This is a genomic window from Pseudoalteromonas sp. P1-16-1b (assembly GCF_001401785.1).
In the GTDB taxonomy this organism is placed as follows: domain Bacteria; phylum Pseudomonadota; class Gammaproteobacteria; order Enterobacterales; family Alteromonadaceae; genus Pseudoalteromonas; species Pseudoalteromonas undina.
In genome coordinates this window covers 1-23,169 of sequence record NZ_LKGQ01000004.1, presented here as the reverse complement: position 1 = coordinate 23,169, position 23,169 = coordinate 1, and the positions used below count along the sequence as shown (strand labels likewise).

Annotated in this window: 24 protein-coding genes; 11 read left to right on the top strand and 13 right to left on the bottom strand. The window is 39.6% G+C overall.

Going from position 1 to position 23,169, the window contains the following annotated elements:
* Positions 1-5: 5 nt before the first annotated feature.
* From AN392_RS04210 to AN392_RS04190, 5 genes are all read right to left on the bottom strand, one after another.
* Positions 6-809: a transporter substrate-binding domain-containing protein gene (locus AN392_RS04210; RefSeq protein WP_055011933.1), complete on the bottom strand. Its 804-nt coding sequence runs from the start codon at positions 807-809 to the stop codon at positions 6-8.
* Between the two features lie 73 nt (positions 810-882).
* On the bottom strand, positions 883-1,161 hold the full coding sequence (gene ppiC / locus AN392_RS04205) for a peptidylprolyl isomerase PpiC (RefSeq protein ID WP_008464312.1): 279 nt from the start codon (positions 1,159-1,161) through the stop codon (positions 883-885).
* 87 nt (positions 1,162-1,248) lie between these two features.
* Entirely contained in the window at positions 1,249-1,647 is a 399-nt protein-coding gene (locus AN392_RS04200; protein ID WP_010389116.1) for a thiol-disulfide oxidoreductase DCC family protein, read from the bottom strand.
* Positions 1,647-2,174 carry a response regulator transcription factor gene (locus AN392_RS04195; protein ID WP_055011932.1) on the bottom strand — a complete coding sequence of 176 codons (528 nt, stop codon included), beginning with the start codon at positions 2,172-2,174 and terminating at the stop codon, positions 1,647-1,649. Before AN392_RS04195 ends, AN392_RS04200 begins: the two co-directional genes overlap by 1 nt.
* Complete coding sequence (locus AN392_RS04190) at positions 2,171-3,409, bottom strand: HAMP domain-containing sensor histidine kinase (RefSeq protein WP_055011931.1); 1,239 nt, start codon at positions 3,407-3,409, stop codon at positions 2,171-2,173. The genes AN392_RS04195 and AN392_RS04190 overlap by 4 nt, the downstream gene beginning before the upstream one ends.
* A 365-nt stretch (positions 3,410-3,774) precedes the next feature.
* On the opposite strand from AN392_RS04190, the gene AN392_RS04185 reads away from it, so the two are divergent.
* Both AN392_RS04185 and AN392_RS04180 read left to right on the top strand, forming a co-directional pair.
* Entirely contained in the window at positions 3,775-4,854 is a 1,080-nt protein-coding gene (locus AN392_RS04185; RefSeq protein WP_010389122.1) for a ketoacyl-ACP synthase III, read from the top strand.
* A gap of 82 nt (positions 4,855-4,936) precedes the next feature.
* Positions 4,937-5,323, top strand: a complete 387-nt coding sequence (locus tag AN392_RS04180; protein ID WP_055011930.1) for a VOC family protein — start codon at positions 4,937-4,939, stop codon at positions 5,321-5,323.
* 51 nt (positions 5,324-5,374) lie between these two features.
* On the opposite strand, the gene AN392_RS04175 is transcribed toward AN392_RS04180, so the two are convergent.
* On the bottom strand, positions 5,375-6,736 hold the full coding sequence (locus AN392_RS04175) for a M17 family metallopeptidase (RefSeq protein ID WP_054201279.1): 1,362 nt from the start codon (positions 6,734-6,736) through the stop codon (positions 5,375-5,377).
* Between the two features lie 82 nt (positions 6,737-6,818).
* Positions 6,819-7,241: a hypothetical protein gene (locus AN392_RS04170; RefSeq protein ID WP_010389125.1), complete on the bottom strand. Its 423-nt coding sequence runs from the start codon at positions 7,239-7,241 to the stop codon at positions 6,819-6,821.
* Positions 7,242-7,345: 104 nt separating this feature from the next.
* Here AN392_RS04170 and AN392_RS18400 point away from each other — a divergent pair, with 104 nt between their 5' ends.
* The 3 genes from AN392_RS18400 (at position 7,346) to AN392_RS04160 (ending at position 11,996) form a co-directional block, all read left to right on the top strand.
* Positions 7,346-7,504 (top strand): oxidoreductase-like domain-containing protein, encoded by a 159-nt coding sequence (locus AN392_RS18400; protein WP_010389126.1) that lies wholly within the window; start codon positions 7,346-7,348, stop codon positions 7,502-7,504.
* A 334-nt stretch (positions 7,505-7,838) separates the two neighbouring features.
* Positions 7,839-10,409 carry a TonB-dependent siderophore receptor gene (locus AN392_RS04165; protein WP_055011929.1) on the top strand — a complete coding sequence of 857 codons (2,571 nt, stop codon included), beginning with the start codon at positions 7,839-7,841 and terminating at the stop codon, positions 10,407-10,409.
* A gap of 144 nt (positions 10,410-10,553) precedes the next feature.
* Complete coding sequence (locus AN392_RS04160) at positions 10,554-11,996, top strand: sulfotransferase (protein ID WP_055011928.1); 1,443 nt, start codon at positions 10,554-10,556, stop codon at positions 11,994-11,996.
* On the opposite strand, the gene AN392_RS04155 is transcribed toward AN392_RS04160, so the two are convergent.
* On the bottom strand, positions 11,965-12,873 hold the full coding sequence (locus AN392_RS04155) for an alpha/beta fold hydrolase (protein WP_010389130.1): 909 nt from the start codon (positions 12,871-12,873) through the stop codon (positions 11,965-11,967). The genes AN392_RS04160 and AN392_RS04155 overlap by 32 nt on opposite strands.
* Before the next feature lie 129 nt (positions 12,874-13,002).
* Here AN392_RS04155 and rlmF point away from each other — a divergent pair, with 129 nt between their 5' ends.
* Together rlmF and ltaE are read left to right on the top strand one after the other, a co-directional pair.
* Positions 13,003-13,935 carry a 23S rRNA (adenine(1618)-N(6))-methyltransferase RlmF gene (gene rlmF / locus AN392_RS04150; RefSeq protein WP_055011927.1) on the top strand — a complete coding sequence of 311 codons (933 nt, stop codon included), beginning with the start codon at positions 13,003-13,005 and terminating at the stop codon, positions 13,933-13,935.
* Positions 13,936-13,954: 19 nt separating this feature from the next.
* Positions 13,955-14,959, top strand: a complete 1,005-nt coding sequence (ltaE, locus tag AN392_RS04145; protein ID WP_055011926.1) for a low-specificity L-threonine aldolase — start codon at positions 13,955-13,957, stop codon at positions 14,957-14,959.
* On the opposite strand, the gene AN392_RS04140 is transcribed toward ltaE, so the two are convergent.
* The 4 genes from AN392_RS04140 to AN392_RS04125 all read right to left on the bottom strand — a co-directional run bounded on the left by AN392_RS04140 (position 14,942) and on the right by AN392_RS04125 (position 17,979).
* A complete protein-coding gene (locus AN392_RS04140; protein WP_008112278.1) occupies positions 14,942-15,526 on the bottom strand; it encodes a thymidine kinase in 585 nt (194 codons plus the stop codon). The genes ltaE and AN392_RS04140 overlap by 18 nt on opposite strands.
* Before the next feature lie 77 nt (positions 15,527-15,603).
* On the bottom strand, positions 15,604-16,071 hold the full coding sequence (locus tag AN392_RS04135) for a methylated-DNA--[protein]-cysteine S-methyltransferase (protein ID WP_055011925.1): 468 nt from the start codon (positions 16,069-16,071) through the stop codon (positions 15,604-15,606).
* Positions 16,068-17,420, bottom strand: a complete 1,353-nt coding sequence (locus AN392_RS04130) for a DNA-3-methyladenine glycosylase 2 family protein (RefSeq protein ID WP_055011924.1) — start codon at positions 17,418-17,420, stop codon at positions 16,068-16,070. Before AN392_RS04130 ends, AN392_RS04135 begins: the two co-directional genes overlap by 4 nt.
* A 70-nt stretch (positions 17,421-17,490) precedes the next feature.
* Complete coding sequence (locus AN392_RS04125; protein WP_010389137.1) at positions 17,491-17,979, bottom strand: GNAT family N-acetyltransferase; 489 nt, start codon at positions 17,977-17,979, stop codon at positions 17,491-17,493.
* A gap of 259 nt (positions 17,980-18,238) precedes the next feature.
* Here AN392_RS04125 and AN392_RS04120 point away from each other — a divergent pair, with 259 nt between their 5' ends.
* The 4 genes from AN392_RS04120 to bfr (AN392_RS04105) all read left to right on the top strand — a co-directional run bounded on the left by AN392_RS04120 (position 18,239) and on the right by bfr (AN392_RS04105) (position 22,676).
* Entirely contained in the window at positions 18,239-19,099 is an 861-nt protein-coding gene (locus AN392_RS04120; protein ID WP_055011923.1) for a cation diffusion facilitator family transporter, read from the top strand.
* A 268-nt stretch (positions 19,100-19,367) separates the two neighbouring features.
* The gene (locus AN392_RS04115; RefSeq protein WP_055011922.1) at positions 19,368-21,506 is read left to right on the top strand and encodes a TonB-dependent receptor; all 2,139 of its coding nucleotides are present in this window, start codon (positions 19,368-19,370) and stop codon (positions 21,504-21,506) included.
* A 220-nt stretch (positions 21,507-21,726) separates the two neighbouring features.
* Positions 21,727-22,200 carry a bacterioferritin gene (bfr, locus tag AN392_RS04110; protein WP_008466858.1) on the top strand — a complete coding sequence of 158 codons (474 nt, stop codon included), beginning with the start codon at positions 21,727-21,729 and terminating at the stop codon, positions 22,198-22,200.
* An 11-nt stretch (positions 22,201-22,211) separates the two neighbouring features.
* The gene (gene bfr, locus AN392_RS04105) at positions 22,212-22,676 is read left to right on the top strand and encodes a bacterioferritin (protein ID WP_008112262.1); all 465 of its coding nucleotides are present in this window, start codon (positions 22,212-22,214) and stop codon (positions 22,674-22,676) included.
* Positions 22,677-22,782: 106 nt separating this feature from the next.
* On the opposite strand, the gene AN392_RS04100 is transcribed toward bfr (AN392_RS04105), so the two are convergent.
* On the bottom strand, positions 22,783-22,977 hold the full coding sequence (locus tag AN392_RS04100) for a (2Fe-2S)-binding protein (RefSeq protein WP_010389142.1): 195 nt from the start codon (positions 22,975-22,977) through the stop codon (positions 22,783-22,785).
* Positions 22,978-23,169 lie beyond the last annotated feature (192 nt).

The window sequence follows — 23,169 nt, the reverse complement described above, 5'->3', positions numbered from 1 at the left end:
AGGCCCTAATGCTTTAGTTTAAATACAGTTCGCTGACTTAAACCAAGCCCGTCCTCAACATCATGGTAAAAATGCGTGTAGAGGGCATCAAGCTCACCTTTTTGTTCTAGCTTTGTTAAACCCTGCTGTAATAAGTCGATAATTGCTTTATTTTTTTCGTTTGCATAAAAGTAATAAAAATTATCGTACTGCAGCATAATATGTGGCTCAACTACAAAGTTGTATTGTGGGCTTTTTTGTATTTCAGCTCTAATCGCAGTTACTGAACGAGGAAAGTAATCGCCAAGTCCTTCATCTAACGCTTTTAACATGCTTTCATAACTCAAATCACCATTAACTGTTAAGCCATTGTTCTTTAATACATAATAATCAGACCAACTTTGCTTTTGTAAGGCTATAAACGGCTTTAGTTGTTCAAGGGTTTTTATATCTGAAAATTCGCCAAGCCGGCTTTGTTTTATCATCAGTAAACGTTTTGAGTGCAAGCCATTGTATATTGGAAAGGTTGTGTGTACGAGGCTATTTGCTTGCTCTTTTGACATACTTAACCAAGCAAAATTAATAGCCCCATCGTGCTTTAGCTCTTCTAATACTCGCTTGGTATTCATCGGCTCAACACTATAACTAATATTAAGTTTTACATTCATCTGCGCAAAGCTTTTTTCTAATAAGCTCAAAACATAGTGGTTTCTTGGCATATTAGGTGTGCTTGGTTTTCCTATTTTTAGCGTCACAGTTTGCTCGCTGCCACATGCAAAAAAAGACAGGGCAATGAGGATAACACTGCAGCATAAATTAAATAGCTTCATAGTCATTCCAAAGTGCTTTAGCAGTTATAAAATGAGAAATAGTAAGTATAGCGGGAACTTAAAATTCCGCTTTTTATGTGCGATAAAGTACTTTAATCACATGCCAACCAAATTTTGTTTTTACCAAATGTGGCTCTAAAATTGCTCCACTAAAAGCAACTTTATCAAACTGCGGTACCATTTGGCCGCGTCTAAACTCACCTAAATCACCGCCCTTTTTGCCCGAAGGGCAAGACGAATATTTTTTAGCTAAGGTTTGAAACTTTGCGCCTTTGCCTAATTGCTTAATGATGTCTTCTGCAATCTCTTTATGTTTTACTAAAATATGCAATGCGTGCGCTGTATTTGCCATGAAAAAGCCCTTAAAACCTATTTACTAGTAATTAAACGTCGAGATTTTAGCACAGCCTAAGTGATCCAGCACTTGCTAAAAATGTGGTTATAAGTAGTGATCTTCATCTTTTTGTTGAGGAATTCGACAGTACTGGTATTTACCAAATAATGTATAACGGTTTTTAGCCACTTTGTTATAAAGCCAATCAGTCAGCTTTCGTGGTAATAACTTAAATACGCTAATCAACTTCCACGGATAGCCTAACTGACTGAACACTCGAAAAACGGCTTGGCTGCGGGTATATGGCTTTTGTGCTTCTATATAAACCATCGAAGTAAAATCGGTAGTGGAAAAACCAAATTGAGCAAGTAGCGATTGCCCTGCCGGCGATTGCACACTGCACAATTTAAATTTTATGCTCGGATCGTGAGCTATAACAAAATTGCACCATGCACTACACAGCTTACATTGCGCATCAAATAAAATAATTTTTTGATTTTGCATTACTGCTGCACTGGTTTTTTTTGTAGCTTACGCTGCAAGGTGCGCCTATGCATATTTAACTGCCTAGCGGTCATTGATACATTACCGTTATTACTGTGTAAAACATGTTGAATATGCTCCCACTCTAACCGCTCGGGCGACATAACCCCCTCAGAAATTTCAGTTACTGCCGAACTTGCCACCTCAACTTTAAGTGCTTTTAATAAACTTGCCATATCAACAGGCTTAGTTAAATAGTCATTAGCACCTAAACGCATCGCCTCTACGGCTGTAGCTATACTTGCAAAGCCAGTCAGCAATACAATATGTGTATGAGTAAGTAAATGCCGCAGCGGTGCAATAAGCGACAGTCCATTTTCATCAGCCAGTTTCATATCTAATAAAATACAATCAGGCTGTTGCTGGCGAGCCTTTAGAAGTGCATCAGTTTGATTATGAGTGATCTCGCAGTTAAAACCGTGCTTAGTTAGCCGCCGTGCCAACGTTGTCGCTAAATTAATATCATCCTCAATAATAAGTAGCTTCATGCTTTTGTCTCTGCTGTTAATAGTGGCATCGTTATCTTTGCAACCGCTCCGCCTTCGGGGTGATTATATACCGTTAACGAGCCATTTAACCGCTCAAATGTCACATTTGATAACATAACTGCGATCCCCATGCCTTGCTCACTAGGCATTAACTGCCCACCTAACTCTGCTAACTCTGAGGATGAAAAACCAGCACCAAAATCACGAATAATTAACGCAATGTTTTGTGCGTCAGGTTGCTGCCAACTTAGTTCAAGTTGCACTTGGGCGTGTTTTTGATTAGCAAGTACTGCATTTTGTAATAAATTTAAAATTGCAGGTAACAGCATAGCGTCACTTTGTAATGTGGCTTCAGGTGACTCGTTAAGCCAGTTTATTTGTTGATTGGGGTATTGTAATAGTAACGTATCATGAATTTGATTTTGCAGCTGCTCTGCTTTAATGGGTGCTTGAGTGTTTTTATCTCGTAACTGCATTGAGAGCTTTCTAAAATCGTTAAGCTGAGTGCGGCATTGCAATAGCGGCGTTTGCATTTGCTGAATAACTTCATTGTTAGGATGCTCTTCTAAAAGCTCTTCAAATAATAATTGTAAATTAGCAATTGGTGTTGCTAATTGATGAGTAATTTGCGCCGCTGCGCCATCAAGTGTTACCAGTTGTTCATTGCGTAACTGTTTTTCTCTAACTTTGGCAATAGTGCGTTCACGCTGTTGCAAAGCGCGGTTCATAGCCCCTATAACTAACGCAATTACGCAAGCACTTATAACAAAATTAACCCACATACCAATAAAATGACCATTCATATTCATTTGGTGCATACTGTGTTCGGGCATTTTAATTAATAATAAGCTATAGGCGGCAATGGCCAATACAGCAATATAGGCAAGCCCTCGAGCGCTTAGTGTGATTGCAGCTATCATAATGGGCAGCAACAATAACGACACAAATGCGTTAGTTGCACCGCCGCTTAAAGACAACAAAATAGTTAAAAAAAGCACATCGGCGGTCAGTTGCATTAACATGCCAATTGGCTTTGCTTGGCTTACATGCCGGTAGGCAAATACACTGGCTAACTGAAAAACCGCCTCAACAGCAATAACCCCTAACAACGGCATAAGTGCAATTTGATGTTCTAGTAAAAAATACACACTGAGTACCGCAATAAGCTGAACAACGATGGCACCACTGCGCAGCATTAATAATCGGCTAATAGCTGGGTCGGTTTTAATTAACACAATAGGGTTCCTGGATACACTTGATTTTATTATTCATGATTAACATGCTTTTTTTATTGTAATTATTATACACTAAACCGCCTTATAGTATCCGCTCGCATAGCTGCACTCAAGCATACGTCACAAGTACTTTAAGCAAGTGTTGAAGGTGATGGACTAGCTTATAAAAAGCACCTAAGCTAAACACTCATTTAATTTACAAAGTAAAAACTTACAATTAACCTTTCACTAAAAATACAACAAACAATTGGTAAAATAGCAGTAATTACAGCTCTATAGCTGCTATAAACTAGAGTTAATAGCTAATTTTTGTTATAACGTATTCATAAGACGAACACGTCATACCACTTTTAAGAGAACACACTATGCCTTACGCACATATCACTGGTTGGGGCAAATGCATTCCACCAGCCAGCATCAGCAACGACGAAATAAGTGAAATTGTAGATACCACCGATGAGTGGATCACCACGCGTACCGGTATCAAAGCGCGTAGAGTTAGCCATGTAAGTACTGCCGAGCTTGCTAGTGTGGCTGCAAAACATGCTATTGCTTGCGCTGGCGTAGATGCAAAAGATATCGATTTAGTTATTTTAGCAACGTGCACCCCCTCAACAGTAGTTGCAAACACAGCCTCATTAGTACAAAAAAATATTGGCGCCACTGGCGCTGCAGCCATGGACACCAATGCAGCATGTTCTGGTTTTTTATATGCTTTACAAGCGGCGACAGCGCAAATTCAAGCCGGTATGATCAAAAAAGCCGTAGTTATTGCCGCTGAACGCATGACTTGGTATGTAAACTGGGCACGACGCGATAGCGCAGTATTATTTGGTGATGGTGCCGGTGCCGTTGTGCTTGAAGCAGCAGAAACACCTGCAGGCTTATTAGGAACTAAAACCGGCTGTGACAGCGAAGATCGTGATATTTTACACATTACTAATTTTGGCAGTGATTTAAATAAATATGAGCCAATTGGCCCATCAGACCTTTTATTTGAAGGCCGTGAAATATTTAAACGTGCAGTTAAAGGCATGAGTGAAGCCTGTGACGACGTGCTTGAACAAGCCAACCTTAAGTTAGACGATATCGATGTACTAGTTCCACATCAAGCTAACTTACGCATTATTCAAGCAATTCAAAACCGTTTAAAGGTTGAAGACAGTAAAGTAATGGTTAACATTGGCGAATACGGTAATACCTCTGCTGCAACGATTGCCATTGCGCTGTGTGAGGCCGTTGAGCAAGGTTTAATTAAGCCGCATGCCAATATTATGTCGGCTGCATTTGGAGCAGGCCTAACGTGGGCGGCAAGCTACATCAAATGGGGCGAGCGAGTAACCCCCATTGCTGTTAGCGATGCTAAACTTCCACCGTGTGATAAAACAGGTTTAGAGCTTGTTGCACCAGCTGTAAAAGCGTGTAAAGACGCAGAGCCTAGCTAAATGCTAACATTACACCAAGCAAATATGTATTGATAAACAGCGCACTGCTTTCAGTGCGCTTTTTTGTTTTTAAGGAAAATATATGCAACTACTAGGCATTCATCATGTAGCCATCATTTGTAGCAACTACCCACGCTCTAAACATTTTTATAGTGAAATATTAAAACTCACGATTATTAATGAGCATTATCGAGCAGAGCGTCAGTCTTACAAACTCGATTTAGCTTTACCTGATGGCAGTCAGTTAGAATTATTTTCGTTTAACGATGCGCCGAGTAGACCAAGCTATCCCGAAGCACAAGGACTTAGACATTTAGCATTTAAGGTTAGTAGTGTAGAAAACAGTAAAACGTATTTAGAGTCGCATGGAATCGACGTAGAAGAAATAAGAGTGGATGAAATTACCGGCAAAAAATTCACCTTTTTTGCCGATCCAGATGGTTTACCCCTTGAGTTATATGCGCTTTAACATCAAATAACTCAAGGCAAGGTATGTTTGATTTAGTTAACCCTAGTTAGGTTAGTTAAATCGATTTTGTAGGTAAGTAAATACTGCACGAATGCCCAGAGCTTCACCACCTGCAGGGCGCCCTGGTAATGCTCGTAAGTTCCATGCCATTACATCAAAATGAACCCATGGTGTGTTTGGCTCTACAAATTCTTTCAAATAAAGCGCAGCGGTTATTGCGCCACCAAATGGCGTACTTGAACAGTTAGTCATATCAGCCACATCGCTTTTCAAAAATGGGGTGTATTGCTCGAATAACGGTAATTGCCAAACAGGGTCGTTAACTTGCATCCCCGAATCCATAATCGCATTAGCGACATCACGTTCCGTTGAGAAGAAGCCTGGCAGCTCTGTCCCTAAAGCAACACGGCACGCACCAGTTAAGGTAGCAAAATCAATAATTAATTCAGGCTCATCGTTTTGTGCTTCGCTCAAAGCATCACACAGAACTAGTCGCCCTTCTGCATCAGTATTATCTATTTCGACCATAATACCTTTACGGGTTTTTATTACATCGCCAGGGCGAAATGCATTACGCGAAACAGCATTTTCAACCGCAGGTACTAAAACACGAAGACGTATTGGTAAGTTAGCAGCCATAATTAATTGAGCCAAGGCAATAACATGCGCAGCCCCACCCATGTCTTTTTTCATGTTACGCATGCCTGAACTTGGTTTTAAATCTAGCCCACCTGAGTCAAAACATACACCTTTACCGACTAATGTAATTTGTGGCGCATCAACCGCCCCCCACTTCAAATCGAGTAAACGCGGTTTGTTTTCACTTGCACGGCCTACCATATGAATAGTTGGATAATTTTGTTCTAATAACTCATCGCCTACCCATTGGGTAAACTCGCCGTCGAATGTATCAGCTAAATCGCTCATTACCTGTGATAAGTGCTGCGGCATCATATCGGCAGCTGGGGTATTAACTAAGTCGCGAGCTAGATTAATTGCATCTGCTTGTTGTTTTACTTGTTCATATAATGTTTTATCGGCAATGCCAAGCTGAGCTTTTGCTGTGGCTTTTTGTTTATACTCACTGAACTCATAACCACCTAACACAAAGCCTAAAGCAAGTTGAGAAACTAAAGACTCATCACCCTGAATTTGATAGCAGCCTTTAGGTAATTTACTTGCAAGCTCGCCAGCAGCCCAAAAATCATCGACTCGTTGCATAATACAAAATACTTGGCTTAATTCACCGGTTTCTGCGTTTGGTATTAACGCAAGTCCTGACTTTTCAAAATCGGTATTTGCAAGCCACTGCTGCACAAAGCTTGGTTGCTGAGTAAGCCAGTCTGTTAATTCATTTTTAACAATAAAAGATAGAGGAATTCCTGAAGAGGTATGACGAAGTAAAGCGCTCATTAATGACTCACATAATAGAAAATGATGTCCTAGCATAACAATAAGCACTATTAAAAGGTATAGCTAATTATGTTCTGCTAGCTTACTTCTTCTTTGAGGGAGTTGAGTCTTGCTGTTGGCTTTGTTGAGCAATCTGTTGATCAATTTCTTTAATAGGCTTATTCATACTAAAAGAACTTGGCAATACATCAACACCCACTAACTGCCCTAGTTTAACAACCAGTGGAATAGTTAATGGTGCAAACGGTAATAACGCAAAAACGCCTAGTCCTAATCCTTTTAATATATCTACAAACTGCTCGTTGGCGCGTTTTAGTTCTGCTTTGTTTGTTTGCCCTTGGGTATAACGCCTATAAGTTATTAGCATTTCTTTGGTTTCTTGCTTTTCCTGAGCAAGGGCTATTTTAAGCGCGACCATAGCACGACGAAAGCGTAGTTGTTGTCGCTTTTTACTTATTTTAGCAACCCGCCAGGGTGCACGATGAATGACTTTATATAATCGCATAGCCTGTATTCTCACACAGCGTTCTAAGTTCACAAAGAATAATTTACACGCTTTATTCAATCATTTATTCTAAGCGTCCTTTTTTCCACTTTTGTAATAAAAAAATGCAAAAAAACATCCCTAGTACTAAACCCGAAAGACCAAAATCTGATGAGTGCTGTGGCGGCGGCAGTTGCTGCCCTTGCGTGTGGGATGAATATAAAGAAAAGCTGGCTGCGTGGAAAAAACACCATGGTGAAAATATCAACAGTAAGTCAATTTAATTCAATAATAGAAAATAACTAAAATAGCTTATTTAGTTAGTAATTATGTATCAATGTCTGTTTTTACCCCCTTTTCTCGCCCTAGTTGTGATTAACTCTGCGTTATTTTTAGATAAACCATTTGTTTCCACTTGTTAAATAGTAGTTAATTAGCCATTGCCCTCTTTAGTTTTTTTATCTATAGTCTATTTCGAGGACTCACAGGAGGTGCGCTTAATTAATTAAGCTTTTAGGAGTGAGTTAGCTATATTTGCTCCCCATTGAATGTGAAATGTCCACAAAAATAAGTCAGTAAATAGACTATACAAATCAATTCTAACTGGGGATATTTAGAATGAAATTAAAAAGCAATGCGCTTCAACAGGCGATCAAATTTGCTCTAGCAACAACAGCCGCAGGCTTGTTTGTTTCTGGTTCAGCAATTGCTCAAGAAGAGCAAACCGAAGTTAAAGTAAACAAAAACGTAGAAAAAATTGCCGTAGTTGGTACCCGCTCTGCGCCTCGCTCTATTGGTGACTCACCTGTTCCTATCGACATTATCGGTGGCGAAGAGCTTAGCAAGTCAGGCAACACAGATATGCTAGAGCTGTTAAAAGGGGCTATTCCTTCTTTAAACGTTCACTCAATGCCAATCAGTGATGCCGCTTCATTAGTACGCCCTGCAAACTTGCGCGGACTGCCTTCTGATAGCACACTAATTTTACTTAACGGTAAACGTCGTCATCGTGCCTCTGTTATTGCCTTTTTAGGTGGTGGTATTAATGATGGTGCTCAAGGTGCCGACATTTCAGTAATTCCAAGTATTGCACTGAAACAAGTAGAAGTACTTCGCGATGGTGCTGCTGCACAATATGGTTCTGATGCGATTGCTGGGGTTTTAAACTTCCAACTTAAAGATGCCTCAGAAGGCGGGTCATTCGAAGTTCGTAAAGGCCAATATTACGAAGGAGATGGTGATACAACCCAAATTTCAGGTAATGTGGGCTTACCATTTACCGATAGCGGTTTTGCAAATTTAAGTTTTCAGTACAAAACAGCCGATGCGACCAGCCGTTCTGTACAAAGAGCCGATGCCACAGCACTTGATGCTGCAGGCGTTCCAGACATTGCCCCAATCACCCAAGTATGGGGTGCACCTGAGGTAGATGACGACATCTCTATCTTTGGTAATGTTGGTTTAGAGCTAACTAACGACTCTCAATTTTATATGTTTGGTAACTACTCAGAGCGTGATGTACGCGGTGGTTTTTATTACCGTAACCCGCATACTCGCCCTGGTGCATACTCAAACGATGGTGGCGAAACACTTCTTGTTGGTGACTTAACCGGTGATATGAGCGGTAACTGTCCAACCATTATGATTGATGACAACGTTCTTGATAACCCTGACTACATTAATGGTGTAGCAAACAACCCTGATTGTTTCGCATTTAACGAAATGCTTCCGGGCGGTTTTACACCAAACTTTGGTGGTAATATCACCGATACGTCACTCACTATTGGTACTAAAGGTGAGTTTACTGGTGGCTTTTTAGAAGGCGCTTACTATGATTTAAGCGGTACTGTAGGTTACAACGAATCTCGCTACTTTATATACGACACAATCAATGCATCATTGGGTCCAGATAGCCCGCGTGATTTTAGCCCAGGTAAATATGAACAATTAGAGAAAAACTTTAATTTTGATATTTCAAAGGGTTTTGACTTTGACTTAGCTTACGATGTAAACATTGCCGGTGGTTTAGAGTGGCATGAAGAAACCTTTACCGTAGTAGCAGGCGATGAAGCTTCATTTATTGCCGGCCCATTAACTGATCAAGGTTTTGGTATTGGTTCTAACGGTTTCCCTGGATTTAAACCATCAGATGCAGGCGAATACGACCGTCGCAACTATGCAGCTTACATTGATATTGAAGCGCCATTTACTGAAGAGTTCTTAATGGGCTTAGCGCTTCGCTACGAAGATTACGATACCTTTGGTTCAACCACTAACTATAAGTTAATGGGTCAATACCACCTTACTGAAGATCTAAACGTTCGAGGCTCAATTAGCACCGGTTTCCGTGCGCCTACCGTAGGCCAAGCAAATGTTAGTAACGTACAAACTAACTTAAGCAGTGGTGTACTGGTAGATTCAGCATTGTTACCACCTACAAACCCAATTGCTATTCAACTAGGTGGTACTGAACTTGAACCTGAAGAATCGCAAAGCTACACCTTTGGTGCGGTATACACCATTGGCGATTTATTCTTAACAGTTGATTACTACAACATCCAAGTAGATGATCGTATTAGTCAGTCAGATAAAATAGAACTTAGCCAAGCAGATAAAGACACACTCGAAGCTGCTGGTGTACCTAACGTACAAAACTTAGCGCAAGTTAGTTTCTTTACCAATGACTTTGATACCACTACTCAAGGTGTTGACTTAGTTGCTAACTACTCGGCTGAGTTGTTCAGTGGTAGCTCTACATTTAGCTTAGCTTACAACTGGAATGAGACAGAAGTAACACGCTCAAGTGATATTACCGGTGCATTTAAAGTAAGTCGTCTTGAAAATGACTTACCTAATCACCGTGCAACACTGAGCTGGGCACAACAATGGGAAAGCTTTTCAGCATTTTCTCGCCTTAACTACTTTGGTGAGTACCAAGGCGTTCACGTAGATTATGATGAAACGGCTAAAATGGCTGATGCAGCAGTCACATTAGATGTTGAAGTAACTTACTTCATGAATGACTCAATTAGTTTCTCAGTCGGTGCACAAAACCTACTGGATCAAGAAGCAGAGAAACTTGATTTCGCCGTAGCACCAAATAACAACTGGGGTGGTAAGTACTACGAAACATCTCCATACGGAATTAATGGTGGCTTTTACTACGCTAAAGCAACCTATACTTTCTAAAATGTGTTAATGATAATCAAAGGCGAAATGTGTAAAGCATTTCGCCTTTTTATTACCCTCTATAAACCCATTTAAAATGACTTTTACACTCGCATTTTTTGTGGCTTTGGGGTTATAGTAAATAAAAAGAATATTAGTTGTATTATGCTACTAAAAAAAGCGAATGAGTTATTGTCACAAAACAAGCTTAGAGAAGCTGAGTTTCATTACAAAACGCTATTACAAGCAGAGCCTGACAATGGTGACGCCCTGTTTGGCCTTGGTAAAGTAGCACTGCGTTTGGAACAATTTGATGCTGCTGTGTATATACTACAACGAGCGTGTCAGCACCTCCCTTATGTATTAGAACCTTTGTATGCATTAAGTGATGCATTTAATGCGGTCAACTCCCCTGAAGATGCGCAAAAAGTACTCGAATACGCAACAAGCATTGCCGCAGACAACCCAGACACCCATTATTATTTAGCTCAGCATTATTTAAATTTTGGCGAGCTTGATAAAGCGCAGGCCACATTTGAGGAGGCATTAAAGCTTGGGATAGCACCGGTTACGGCTTATGTTTTATTTGAATTGGTACAATTAGGGCGCTTTAATAAAGCAAATAATTACATTGATCAGTTACACCATTTTTTAACGCAAACAAATAACCTACGCTTAAAAATGGTCTGCTACTATGCTTTAGCTAAAAGTTACGACAAGTTAGATGATACTGATCAAGCGTTTAACTATTTTGTGATTGCCAATCAGCAACAACACAAACTCAGTGAATTTAATACTGAAGATTTAATTGGCTTTTATGATCAACTTATTGAATATAACAATGAAAGTGTGCTCAATTTAGCAAACCTAAATAAGCAGTACCCTGTTACGCCCGTGTTTATTATTGGCATGCCACGAAGCGGCTCAACTCTACTCGAACAAATGTTAGCAGGGCACAGTCAATGGGCAACGCTTGGAGAAGACTCCAGTATTAGTAATAAGGTAGTCGCCTTTTTAGAACATAAAACAGGGTTACGCTACCCTCAATGCTTAACTAAGCTAACAACGCCTTTAATTAACCAAGCCAGAGCTATTTATTTAGATACGTTAAGCTCTTTTGAGGGCAATTGCGCATTTGTGATCAATAAACTGCCTAGCAACTACCAAAACTTAGGGTTAATTTATATTTTATTCCCAGACGCTAAGTTTATAAACCTGACCCGCAACTTTCATGCAACCGCATTTTCAGTGTTTACTAATTACTTTGCTGAAAACGAACCCTATTTTTGTGATTTAAATGAATTTGCTTTGTATCATCAGCTTTATGAAAAACTGATGAGCCATTGGCAGCAATTTAACCGCTTAGCTATTTATAATTTAAGTTACGAGCAGTTAATTGAAAATCCTAAAGATCAATTAACCGCACTATTAAGTTTTACTGGCTGCGAATTTGAACATACTTGTTTGGACTTTTACAAAAACAAAAGCGCCGTTACAACGCTCAGTAAACATGCCATCAGGCAACCTGTAAATAACAAAAGCCTTGATAAGTGGCAGCGTTATGAAGCCCCTTTACTTAGTTTGCTCTCGTTGCCTCAAACCAATTAAGCACATCCATAAACTGTTCTTGGCGTGCCTGAGGGTGAGTAAGCATATTAATATGGTCGTAATCTACTTTGTGCCCAAAGCGGCGGCCATATATTTGCATTTTTTGCACCCCAGTACCTGACTCATCAATAAACTTTTGAATATCGATAGGCTGTGCCAATGCTTTATCTTTTACTGCCGCAATATGTAACGTTGGAGGAAGCGTGAGAGTTGCTAATGTTTTAGCGTAATCAAACCCGTCATCACTGTCTACCCACGGATTTTGCTTCGCCCACTGCATACTTTGATAGTGCGACTTTTGAGTTTCATCATCACTGCCCCACTTTAAGCGTTTTGCCGGTAAATAACCGTGTTTTTTCGCTAAAATTGGTGCCATAAAATACCAAATCAAATTGGCCTGAAATAACTTTTTAGGGTGGTTATTAAATAGCGAACGCTTTGAACCAAAATAGGCACACGCTTTTACATCGTTTATCAGCTCAGGAAAGCGAGCAAACACGCTATTAAGCAACACCCCACCCCAAGAATGAGCAACTAAAAAGTCAGGTTTTTTACTCTCTAACTGTTCAATTTTCTCAATAAATGCCGGAATATCTTCAACAATCGCCTCAGTTTGTCCATACCGTGCTTGCTTACAAATAGCAGGTTTACTTTCACCACGCCCGCGTAAATCAGCTACGTAGCAACAATACCCTTGTTCAGCTAAAAAAGGCGCTAACCCTTTATTGCTATGAGTGTAAAATATTTTGCCATTTTCTACCGCGCCATGAATTAATAGCACCACAGGCCCACTTGGCTGCTGGTTGGCGATACGACGCAAATGCAGTGTTTGATGGTCACCTAATTTAATAAAAACAGACTCTTGAGTAACTGCCAAAGCGAATTCCTTATAATTGCTAACAACTCATCCTACCAGTAATAACTGGTAAGCCAAAGGGAAAATTATGCACTTTTTCTGTCTGTATTTGTTACTATTGGATTTTATTCCTGTTGTTAAAAAAGCCTCATGAAAGCAAAATCAACTCGTTCTAAATTACATCCGCGCAATCAACACAAAAATGGTTACGATTTTAATTTGCTTACCTCGCAAACCCCTTCGTTAACTGCTTTTTTAATTACGACTCCAGCAGGCAATCAAAGTATTGATTTTAGTAATAACTTAGCTGTAAAAACCTTGAATCAGGCGCTATTAAAAAGTCATTACAACATTAACTTTTGGGACATTCCTGAGCACAACTTATGCCCACCTATTCCAGGTAGAGTAGATTATATTCATTACTTAGCTGACTTACTCAGCGAAGATAATCAGCAGGTTATCCCCACTGGCCGACAAATTAAAGTGCTTGATTTAGGCACTGGCGCTAACTTAGTTTACCCGCTAACGGGCAATAGCGAATACCAATGGCACTTTACTGGCAGCGACATAGACTCTGCAGCAATAAAAATAGCCAAGCAGCTCGCTCAGTTCAATAATCTAAAAATAACGCTTAAACAACAAAAAAATCCCGAGCATATTTTTAAAGGGGTGGTTAATGCGAAAGATTTGTATCATTTAACGATGTGTAACCCGCCATTTCACGCCAGTGCAGAAGAAGCCAATAAAGGCAGTGAACGTAAATGGAAAAACTTAGGCAAAGCGCCTTCGCAAGCACTTAATTTTGGCGGGCAAAGTAATGAGCTGTGGTGTGAAGGTGGTGAGCTGGCCTTTATTTCTACTATGATCAAAGAAAGCAGGGATCACAGTGACCAAGTAATTTGGTTTACCTCGTTGGTTTCTAAAAAAGAAACTCTAGCAGCCTTAGAAGCACAGCTAAAACAACAGCCTATTAGTGAATTTAAAATTGTTGAAATGGCACAAGGACAAAAAGTCAGTCGCTTTATTGCATGGAGCTATTTTGATAAAGCCACCCGAGAACAAATTTGTGAAGAATTAGTATAAAGCCACTTAAGGACACCCCATGATAGATTTTCGCTCAGATACAGTAACAAAACCGTGCAGCAAAATGCGGGATATTATGTATCATGCCCCCGTCGGCGACGACGTTTATGGCGATGATGAAAGTGTAAACCAATTAGAAGCTTATGCTCGATTACGTTTTAATGTGCAAGATGCACTTTTTTGTAGCTCAGGCACACAAACAAATCTACTTGCATTAATGGCCCATTGTGAACGCGGCGACGAGTATATATGTGGCCAAAATGCTCATAACTACAAGTTTGAAGGCGGTGGCGCTGCCGTTTTAGGCTCTATTCAGCCACAGCCTATTGAAAATGAAGCCGATGGTAGTCTATGTTTTACTAAAATTGCTGCAGCAATTAAACCCGATGATAGCCACTTTGCAAAAACCCGCCTGTTAAGCCTTGAAAACACCATAGGTGGTAAAGTACTCGGTATTGATTATTTACTCAAAGCACGCGAATTTGTTAACCAACATAACTTAGCACTGCATTTAGATGGCGCTCGCGCTTTTAATGCCGCTGCCGAGCTTAACGTTGATATTAAAGAAATAACCCAACATTTTGACTCTGTATCTATTTGCTTATCAAAAGGATTAGGTGCACCTGTTGGTTCATTATTGCTTGGTTCAACAGCATTGATAGCCAAAGCAAGACGCTGGCGAAAAGTGCTTGGCGGCGGTATGCGCCAAGCGGGTATATTAGCTGCTGCGGGGCAATATGCTTTAGAAAATAACACTCAACGTTTAGTCGATGACCACGCTAATGCACGTTATTTAGCAAAGCAGTTAAATAACGTGGCAGGTTTTAACGTAAACATGAGTAATACCACAAACATGGTTTACGCTACGTGTGATAACAACATAAACATCACAAAACTAGCAGCCGATTTAAAAGCACAGGACATTGTGTTTAGCCCAAGTAAGCAACTTAGGCTAGTAACCCATTTAGGTATTACCAAAGCGGATATAGATACCTTTATTAAAGCCTTAACGGCCCATATTTAACGCGGCTTTATAATGTTTGCGGCACACCGATTCATAACGGTCGTTGCCGCCAATTTCTACTTGGTTGCCATCGGCAATAGCCTCGCCATTTTCATCGGTACGTAATACGTGATTTGCTTTACGCCCACAATGACACACCGTTTTAAGTTCTATTAACTTATCAGCCCAAGCAAGTAAATATTGCGAGCCGCTAAATAACTCTCCTCTAAAGTCGTTTCTTAAGCCGTAACACAATACGGGAATACCTAATTCATCGACTACATCGGTTAACTGCATAACTTGATCTTTAGATAAAAACTGACATTCATCCACGAGTACACAATGGCGTTTTTTATCACTATTGAGCGATTTAATTAGCTCGTATACGTCTTTATCCGCATCATAAATATGTGCATCTGCTTGAAGGCCTATACGTGAGGATACTTTGCCCACTCCTGCTCTATCGTCAATGGCAGCCGTGAGGATCACCGGCTCCATACCGCGCTCTTTATAATTAAACGCTGATTGTAATAAAGTGGTTGATTTACCTGCATTCATTGCAGAGTAGTAAAAGTATAATTGCGCCATGGCCGTGCCTTCAAATAAAAAGTGCGCTTATGCTACCCTAAAGTGCAGAGAATACAAATTTGGAAACGCTATTTTATTTATTTTGCTTCGTGCTCTAGTAACCATTGCTTACGCTCTAGGCCACCAGCATAACCAGTTAGCTTTTTATTTGCACCAATGATGCGGTGACACGGCACAATAATACTGATTGGGTTTTTGCCATTTGCAGCCCCCACCGCCCTCACTGCTTTAGGATTATTTAATTGTATGGCAATATCTTTATAGGTTGCCACTTTAGCAAACGGTACGCTTTGTAATGCCTGCCATACGCTTTGCTGAAATGGCGTGCCGCCAGTATCAAGCTCTAAATCAAACTCAGTACGCGTATGAGCAAAATACTCATTAAGCTGCGCCACACAAGATAAAACATGTGAATTAGTCACCTTATTTAAAGGCGTACTGACATAACTGGTCGGTGGATAAAACCCCACATAACTAATACCGTTTTCAGTTGCCTGAATAATAATATCGTCAATCGGGCTGGGTAAACTGGTTTGCACTATCATAATTGCTGCCAAAGTTGAAAAGTTAAGTAAGATCGAAATGGTGCACAGTTCGCAGATTCAAACGAGCTTGCTGCCGCTTGGGCTTTTTTAACCCCTAAATCGCCATCAAGTAAAATATCGGGTTGGCTTTGACCGCGCAGTTTTGCGTAATTAACCGTCCAAGGGCCAATTCCTTTTAAAGTAAGCCATTGGTCTAAATCATCCTCCTTGGGGTGAATAGCACAAAATTCAGCGAGATTATGCAGTGCATTTTTACGTGCCTGCGGCATTTTAAAAAAAGCAAAATCACTACCTGCCACTACTTCAGGTGTTGGAAAGTACACCTTTCCCTCTTGTTGCTCTGAAAGCTGTTGCACTAATTGAGTCACTAAATTATGCGCCGCAGTTACACTCACCTGCTGACCTAACACAGCGCGAATACCCGCTTCAAAGGTTGACCAAATACCCGGTAACCTTAAGCCTTTAGTAAGTGGAAATGCATTATTAATGTGTTCGCTTAAATGCGCCTCAATTAAATAAGTATCTGCATCTAAATCAAGTACACGGCGAATGTTGTTAATAACTGGCTGTAAATATTGCGTATTATCTATATCAATTTGCACCCGAAAATGATGTTTATCTGCAATAAATTCAGCATTAAAGCGGCCTCTACACGATTTATAAGTAAAAGTACGCCCATAACTGGTTGGCGTTAACCACTCTATTGGCTCTATAAGTCGTTTTGCTAAAAACCCATGCAATGCTTGCCAGTTATACGGCGGACGAAAAGGCAAAATTAAGGTGAGCCCAAGATCAGCTGAGTGCTTGGCGGTTCTGAGCGCTGAGGGCGCGATATTAAGTTGTTTTAAAAAAGCATCATTGAATCGTCGCACACTTTTAAAGCCGGAAGCAAACGCTATCTCGGTAAGCGGTAAGCTGGTTTCTTGAATCAATTTTTTTGCAAAATGGCATTGGTTAAATAACCGATATTGAGTTACTGAAAGACCAAAATATTGAGAAAAAAGCCGCCTTAAATAGCGGCTGCTTATTCCTAAACGCGCAGCAAGAACTTCACAATCGCACTCGTGATATTGATCAATTAACTGCTTAGCACGCAATGCAGTGGTTTGTGATCCCAGCCAAGCAGCACTACCTGGTGCGCTATCGGGCCTGCAACGAATACAAGGCCTAAACCCGGCTTGCGCAGCAGAGTGCGCAAACTGATAGTAGGTTACATTTTTTTCATGCGCAGTGGGCGCGGGGCAAATTGGCCGACAATAAATACCTGTGGTTTTTACCGCTACATAAAAAAGCCCATCAAAACGCGCATCGCGGCTCTGACGCGCTTTTTGCCAATGCTGATTAACCATAAATTGCTCTTATAAGTTATGTAGCGCTTAGCTTAACAAAAACTAGGTATATTACTGGCCATATTCGGTACTAATCTTTATTTGCAAAATCAATCAATGCTTGGCCCGTTAAACGATATATAATCCATTCATTCTGTGGCTCAGCGCCCATGCTATTGTAAAAATCAATCGCGGGTTTATTCCAATCAAGCACTACCCACTCAAAGCGACCACAGTCTTTGCTTATTGCTCTGTTTGCCAGCTCTTTCATGATAGCTTTACCGGCACCGTTTCCACGGCTATCTGGGCTAACATATAAATCTTCTAAATAGAGACCATTTTTACCTAACCAAGTAGAGTAGTTGTAAAAATACACCGCAAAACCAATCGGTTCATCATCTTGTAAACAAATTAAACTATGCGCTGTTGCGCCGTCGCAAAACAGTGTATCTAAAATTGCTTGTTCATCTGTTTTAACTGCATCTGGCTCTTTTTCATAAATGGCAAGCTCATTAATAAAATGCAGAATTGTTTTTGCATCACTTGGCTGTGCATCGCGAATTTCTATTGCTGTGTTCATTGTTATTAACCCTTCAAAACGACTTTTATGCCTATTAAATTTAAAATAAAAAGTGCCTAAATAATTATGATAACTTAAGCCATTAATACATTTATTTATACCCTAGCATATCGTTTTTATATTCAATACGTAACTATCACGGGCTTATTTAAATTTAGCCATTACGATATCTAAAAAACAAATTAAAACAGCGCTTTTATAAATGGTAAAAAGTTGTCATTATGAGTAAAAAGTAAAGCAATAAGGGAGTTTAACTAAAATGGGTCATGGTCACTCACACAGTCACGTTGATGATAACCAAAGTGATAAACAGCTCACTCTTGCCGTATTTATAAATGTTTTACTGACTGTAGTGCAAGTTGTTGGCGGCGTATTTTCTGGCAGCCTTTCATTAATTGCCGATGCATTACATAACCTAAGTGATGCGGCTTCTATTTTTATTGCCCTCGTTGCCCGAAAAATTGGCAATAAACAGGCTGATACAACCCATCATTTTGGCTACAAACGCGCAGAGATACTAGCAACCCTTTTTAATAGCACTACGTTAATAGTCATCGGGGGTTATTTAATTTTTGAAGCCATAAATAGTTATTTAAACCCCCAACCTATCAATGGCTGGATCATTGTATGGGTTGCCGCAGTAGCGCTACTCGTTGATTTAGTCACTGCGTTATTAACCTTTAAAGCCGGCGCTAAAAATAACATGAATATAAAGGCGGCGTTTATTCATAATGTGTCTGATGCAATGGCATCAATAGTCGTTATTATTGCCGGTACTTTAATCATTTTATACCAGTGGTATGTAGTTGATTTAATAGCGACCATTTTAATATCACTGTACGTTATTTATCACGGCGTGTTATTACTTAAAGCCAGCTGCAGCATTTTAATGCAAGCAGCACCCATTGATTTTGATCAGCAACTTATAAGCAAGAAATTACTGCAACAGTTTGCTATTACGCAAATAAAATCCATAAAAGCGTGGCAACTGGACGATACTACCACTCACTGTGAAATTGTGATGCAAACAGATACCCCTATTGAGCTTAATGCCATAAAACACTATTTACATGATGAATTTGCAATTGAACACTGCGTAATTGAGTGTTGTTCACCTTAGTTTGATTATACAAAGTGCTTTGTAATTAAAGCTGATCGCATCTTTATTTTTATGCCTTGTGCAACAAAACGCAGAAGGCCTGCTAACAATAATCAACTGCCGTTACGAGCATCTATTTTTAACGCAACGTTATATCTGACCCCCTATAGCTTGCAATAGCATACATGCAAATAAAAACAATTATCATTAACCTTGCGTTTACTTTAAATTACTCTTAATATTGCGCCCATCATTAATACAACTAAAACCATTCAAACGAAGGACCCGCATGTTTAAAACATCTCTGAGCTTAATAGCATTAATAGTCAGTGGCGCCAGTATTGCAGACGAATCAACGATCCAAAGAAATTTAAATCAAACAGAAATGGAGCACGTTATTGTTTCGGGTAGTCGTGTTTTTGAAAGTATTGATGAGGTCCCTGCTTCCATAACTATTATTAGTCAAAAGCAAATAGAAGCGCATTTAAAAGTTAATCCAGAATTACAAAGCCTTTTAGCACAAATGGTTCCCGGCCTTGCTCCAGATACTGGAAGCTCAAGTAATTCAGGACAAACTTTACGCGGGCGTGCCCCACTGATCATGATTGATGGCGTGCCACAGTCAACGCCACTGCGTAACGGATCATTAGGGGTAAAAACCTTAGATCCAAGCGCAATAGGTCGAATAGAAGTCATAAAAGGAGCAACGTCAATTTATGGTAACGGCGCATCAGGCGGAATTATTAACTATATTACCAAGCAAGCACAAAGCGATGGGCAAACCCAAGGTGAAATAAGCTTATCGAGTCGTTTTAGTGCGGTAAAACTTGAAGAAAGCGCAGGCGCAAGGTTATCTGCAGCATTGAATGGTCGTGCAGATAAATTTAGCTACTTAGTAACTGCAAGCTATGAAGAAAACGGTGTACAACGCGATTCGCAAGGCGATATTCTCGGTTTACAATATGGTTTATCTGATGCCGTTACACAAAATTACTTCACTAAACTTGGCTATGACTTTGATGATGAAAAGCAACTCCAATTTAGTTATAACTACTTTAGTTCACAACAAAAAACCGACTTAGGCGATGATGTTGGTGATATGAGCCTAGGAGAAAAAACCTACGCCATTCATGTGCCGTCAGAATTACAAAAGCAAGGTAAACCACAAGGGCCAGAAGGCAACGAAAATATAACCTTAAAATACACCGACTACGCACTGCTTGAAAACACACAAATGACGTTAGACCTCTATACGCAAGATATAGAAAATGTGTTTTTCTTCTCTCCAAACCTTGCCAATCCTGATGAGAATTATCAAGGTGGTCAATCAGTTATAAGTTCAGAAAAAAAAGGCGCCAGAGCAACTTTTAATACCCAGGTAGACTTTGACTCAGTTGAAGCGTCATTTATTTACGGAATTGATGCGTTAAATGATGTAACTGCACAACCGCTGGTTGATGGGCGTGTTTGGGTGCCAGAAATGGACATGAAAAGTGTCGCCGGCTTTTTACAAACTAAGTGGGTTATTGCTAATGACTTAATAATAAAGGCCGGTGTACGCAAAGAAAATATCGACCTTAGCGTAGATGATTATCGCACGCTTAAATTATGTAAAACGGCCACGCAATGCTCTGTGCCAATTAGCGTAAAAGGCGACACGGTTGATTACAATGCTACGACCTATAACGTGGGCATTAAATACAATCTAGATGAAAAATTCAGCCCCTTTTTAAACTACTCACAGGGATCTGATATATCAGATATTGGCCGCCTACTTCGCTCTGCCACAGTAAATGATATAGGCCTTATTCAAACACAAGCTTCAATTATCGATAATTATGAAATTGGTTTTAATTCTCAATTTGATGCTGTTCGTTTAGAAGTCGCAGCATATCGAAGCACCTCTGAGCTTGGCACTACAAACAAATTTAATGAAGTAACGGGTGTTTATGAACCGGTTAGAGCACCTCAAGAAATTTGGGGTTATGAAGCCTTAGTAGACTACACCATAAGCCCATCTCTTAAATTACTGGCAACGTATAGTTATGTAGAAGGTAAAAATACTGAAGCAGATATATATTTAGGCTCTAAGCAAATCAGTCCACCAAAAGCCACAGCAAACCTTAACTGGCAGCCTACGGATACCCTGTCACTAACATTAAGTTACTTGTATGTGGGTGATAGAAAGCGCTTTGAGCCTAATGATAATGGTAAGTATGTTGGCGATCAGGGACCTGTCGATAACTACACGGTTTTTAATTTAAGTGGTCAGTATCAGTTTGCAGATAGTTGGCAAGGTTTCATCGGGGTAGAAAACTTATTTAACCAAGATTACTTCCCTGCTCGTGCGCAATCTTACACCTATGGTGGATACAACATTAAAGGTTTAGGTACCACGGCCACAGTAGGTGTTACTTATCAATTTTAATCACTTACGCGTTCATACTTTTACGGTATGAACGCGCTTATACCCTCAACTAACTTGCTGATCTAAAATACAAATAGCAACTTGTCCATTTATCAACCAGCAATGCAAACTTAAACGAGAATCAAACTCAATATTAACCATATGATTTATAAGTAAATTACTTGCAATTCTGTGCCTATATACTAGACTAGCCACAATTAGAATTTTTAGGATAAGCGCTATGAAAGGTAATCAAAAAGTAATCGACGCCTTCAATACATTGTTAGCTAACGAATTAGCTGCTATTGACCAGTATTTTATTCATTCTCGTATGTACGACGATTGGGGCTTAAACAAACTTTATGAGCGTCTTAACCATGAAATGGAAGAAGAAAAAGACCACGCTGATTGGCTAATTAAGCGTATTCTTTTTTTAGAAGGCGTACCAAACATGACCAAACGTCGTGACCTGTTAATTGGTAACGATGTAAAAAGCATGATGCAAAACGACTTAACCTTAGAACTTGAAGTGGTTGAGTGTGTTAAAGAAGTTATTGCTATCTGTGAACAACAGCAAGATTATCAATCTCGTGAAATTCTAGAAAAGCTATTATTTGATACCGAAGAAGATCACGTCTACTGGTTAGAGCAACAACTGGGTCTGATTGACAAAATTGGCACTCAAAACTACCACCAAGCTCAAATGGGCGAATAAGGACTTACATTATGAAAGGCGATAAAGACGTTATTGCAGCACTAAATAAAGTACTTGCTAATGAGCTTGTGGGTATTAACCAATACTTTTTACATGCACGTATGTTTAAAGATTTTGGTTTTAGTAAACTAGACAAAGCTGATTACAAAGTATCGATACAAAAAATGAAAAACGCCGATCGTTTAATTGAGCGTATTTTATTTTTAGAAGGCCTGCCTAACCTTCAAGATTTAGGACGCTTACGCATTGGTGAAAACAGCGAAGAAATGATTGCCGCTAACATGAGCTTTGAACTTGATACAGTAGACGAGCTTCGTGCTGCCATTAAACTAGCTGAAAGTAAAAAAGATTACATTAGCCGTGAAGCGCTCGATAACATTTTAAATGAGCAAGAAGAGCAAATTGATTGGCTAGAAACACAGCAACTGCTGATCAAAAACACTGGGCTTGAAAACTACTTACAATCGCAACTGTAAGTTAAAGTTATAAATACAAAAAAAGCAGCTAAGGCTGCTTTTTTTATGTTTAATTTTTAAATGTTAAACCAATTCGTTTAGGTAGGCCTATTTATGTAGATTACTATTAAGCCACTTGATCGGTTATATCTGCAATTTGAATCAGTTTACGATTGAGGATCTTTTTAGTACAACAACAACACTTACCGCATTGGCTGCCCACTTTAAGCTCTTTAGTTAGCTCGCGCATGGTAGTAGCACCATCGTCGATGGTTTGCTCAATTTTTTTATCGGTCACACCGTGACAAAGACAAACATACATGAATACAAACAACTCTCAATTTCATTTAGTGGGTTTATATTAATCTAAACGAAAATAGTTATCAATTGGTTTTTTATAAAATTTGAATTTTTTGCATTTTTTTTGATCAGTGCCACTTAAATCGAGAATTCACGGCGCGTTGAGAACTTATTGATTTATAATGAAATATGGCACTTAAATTGAGATTTATTA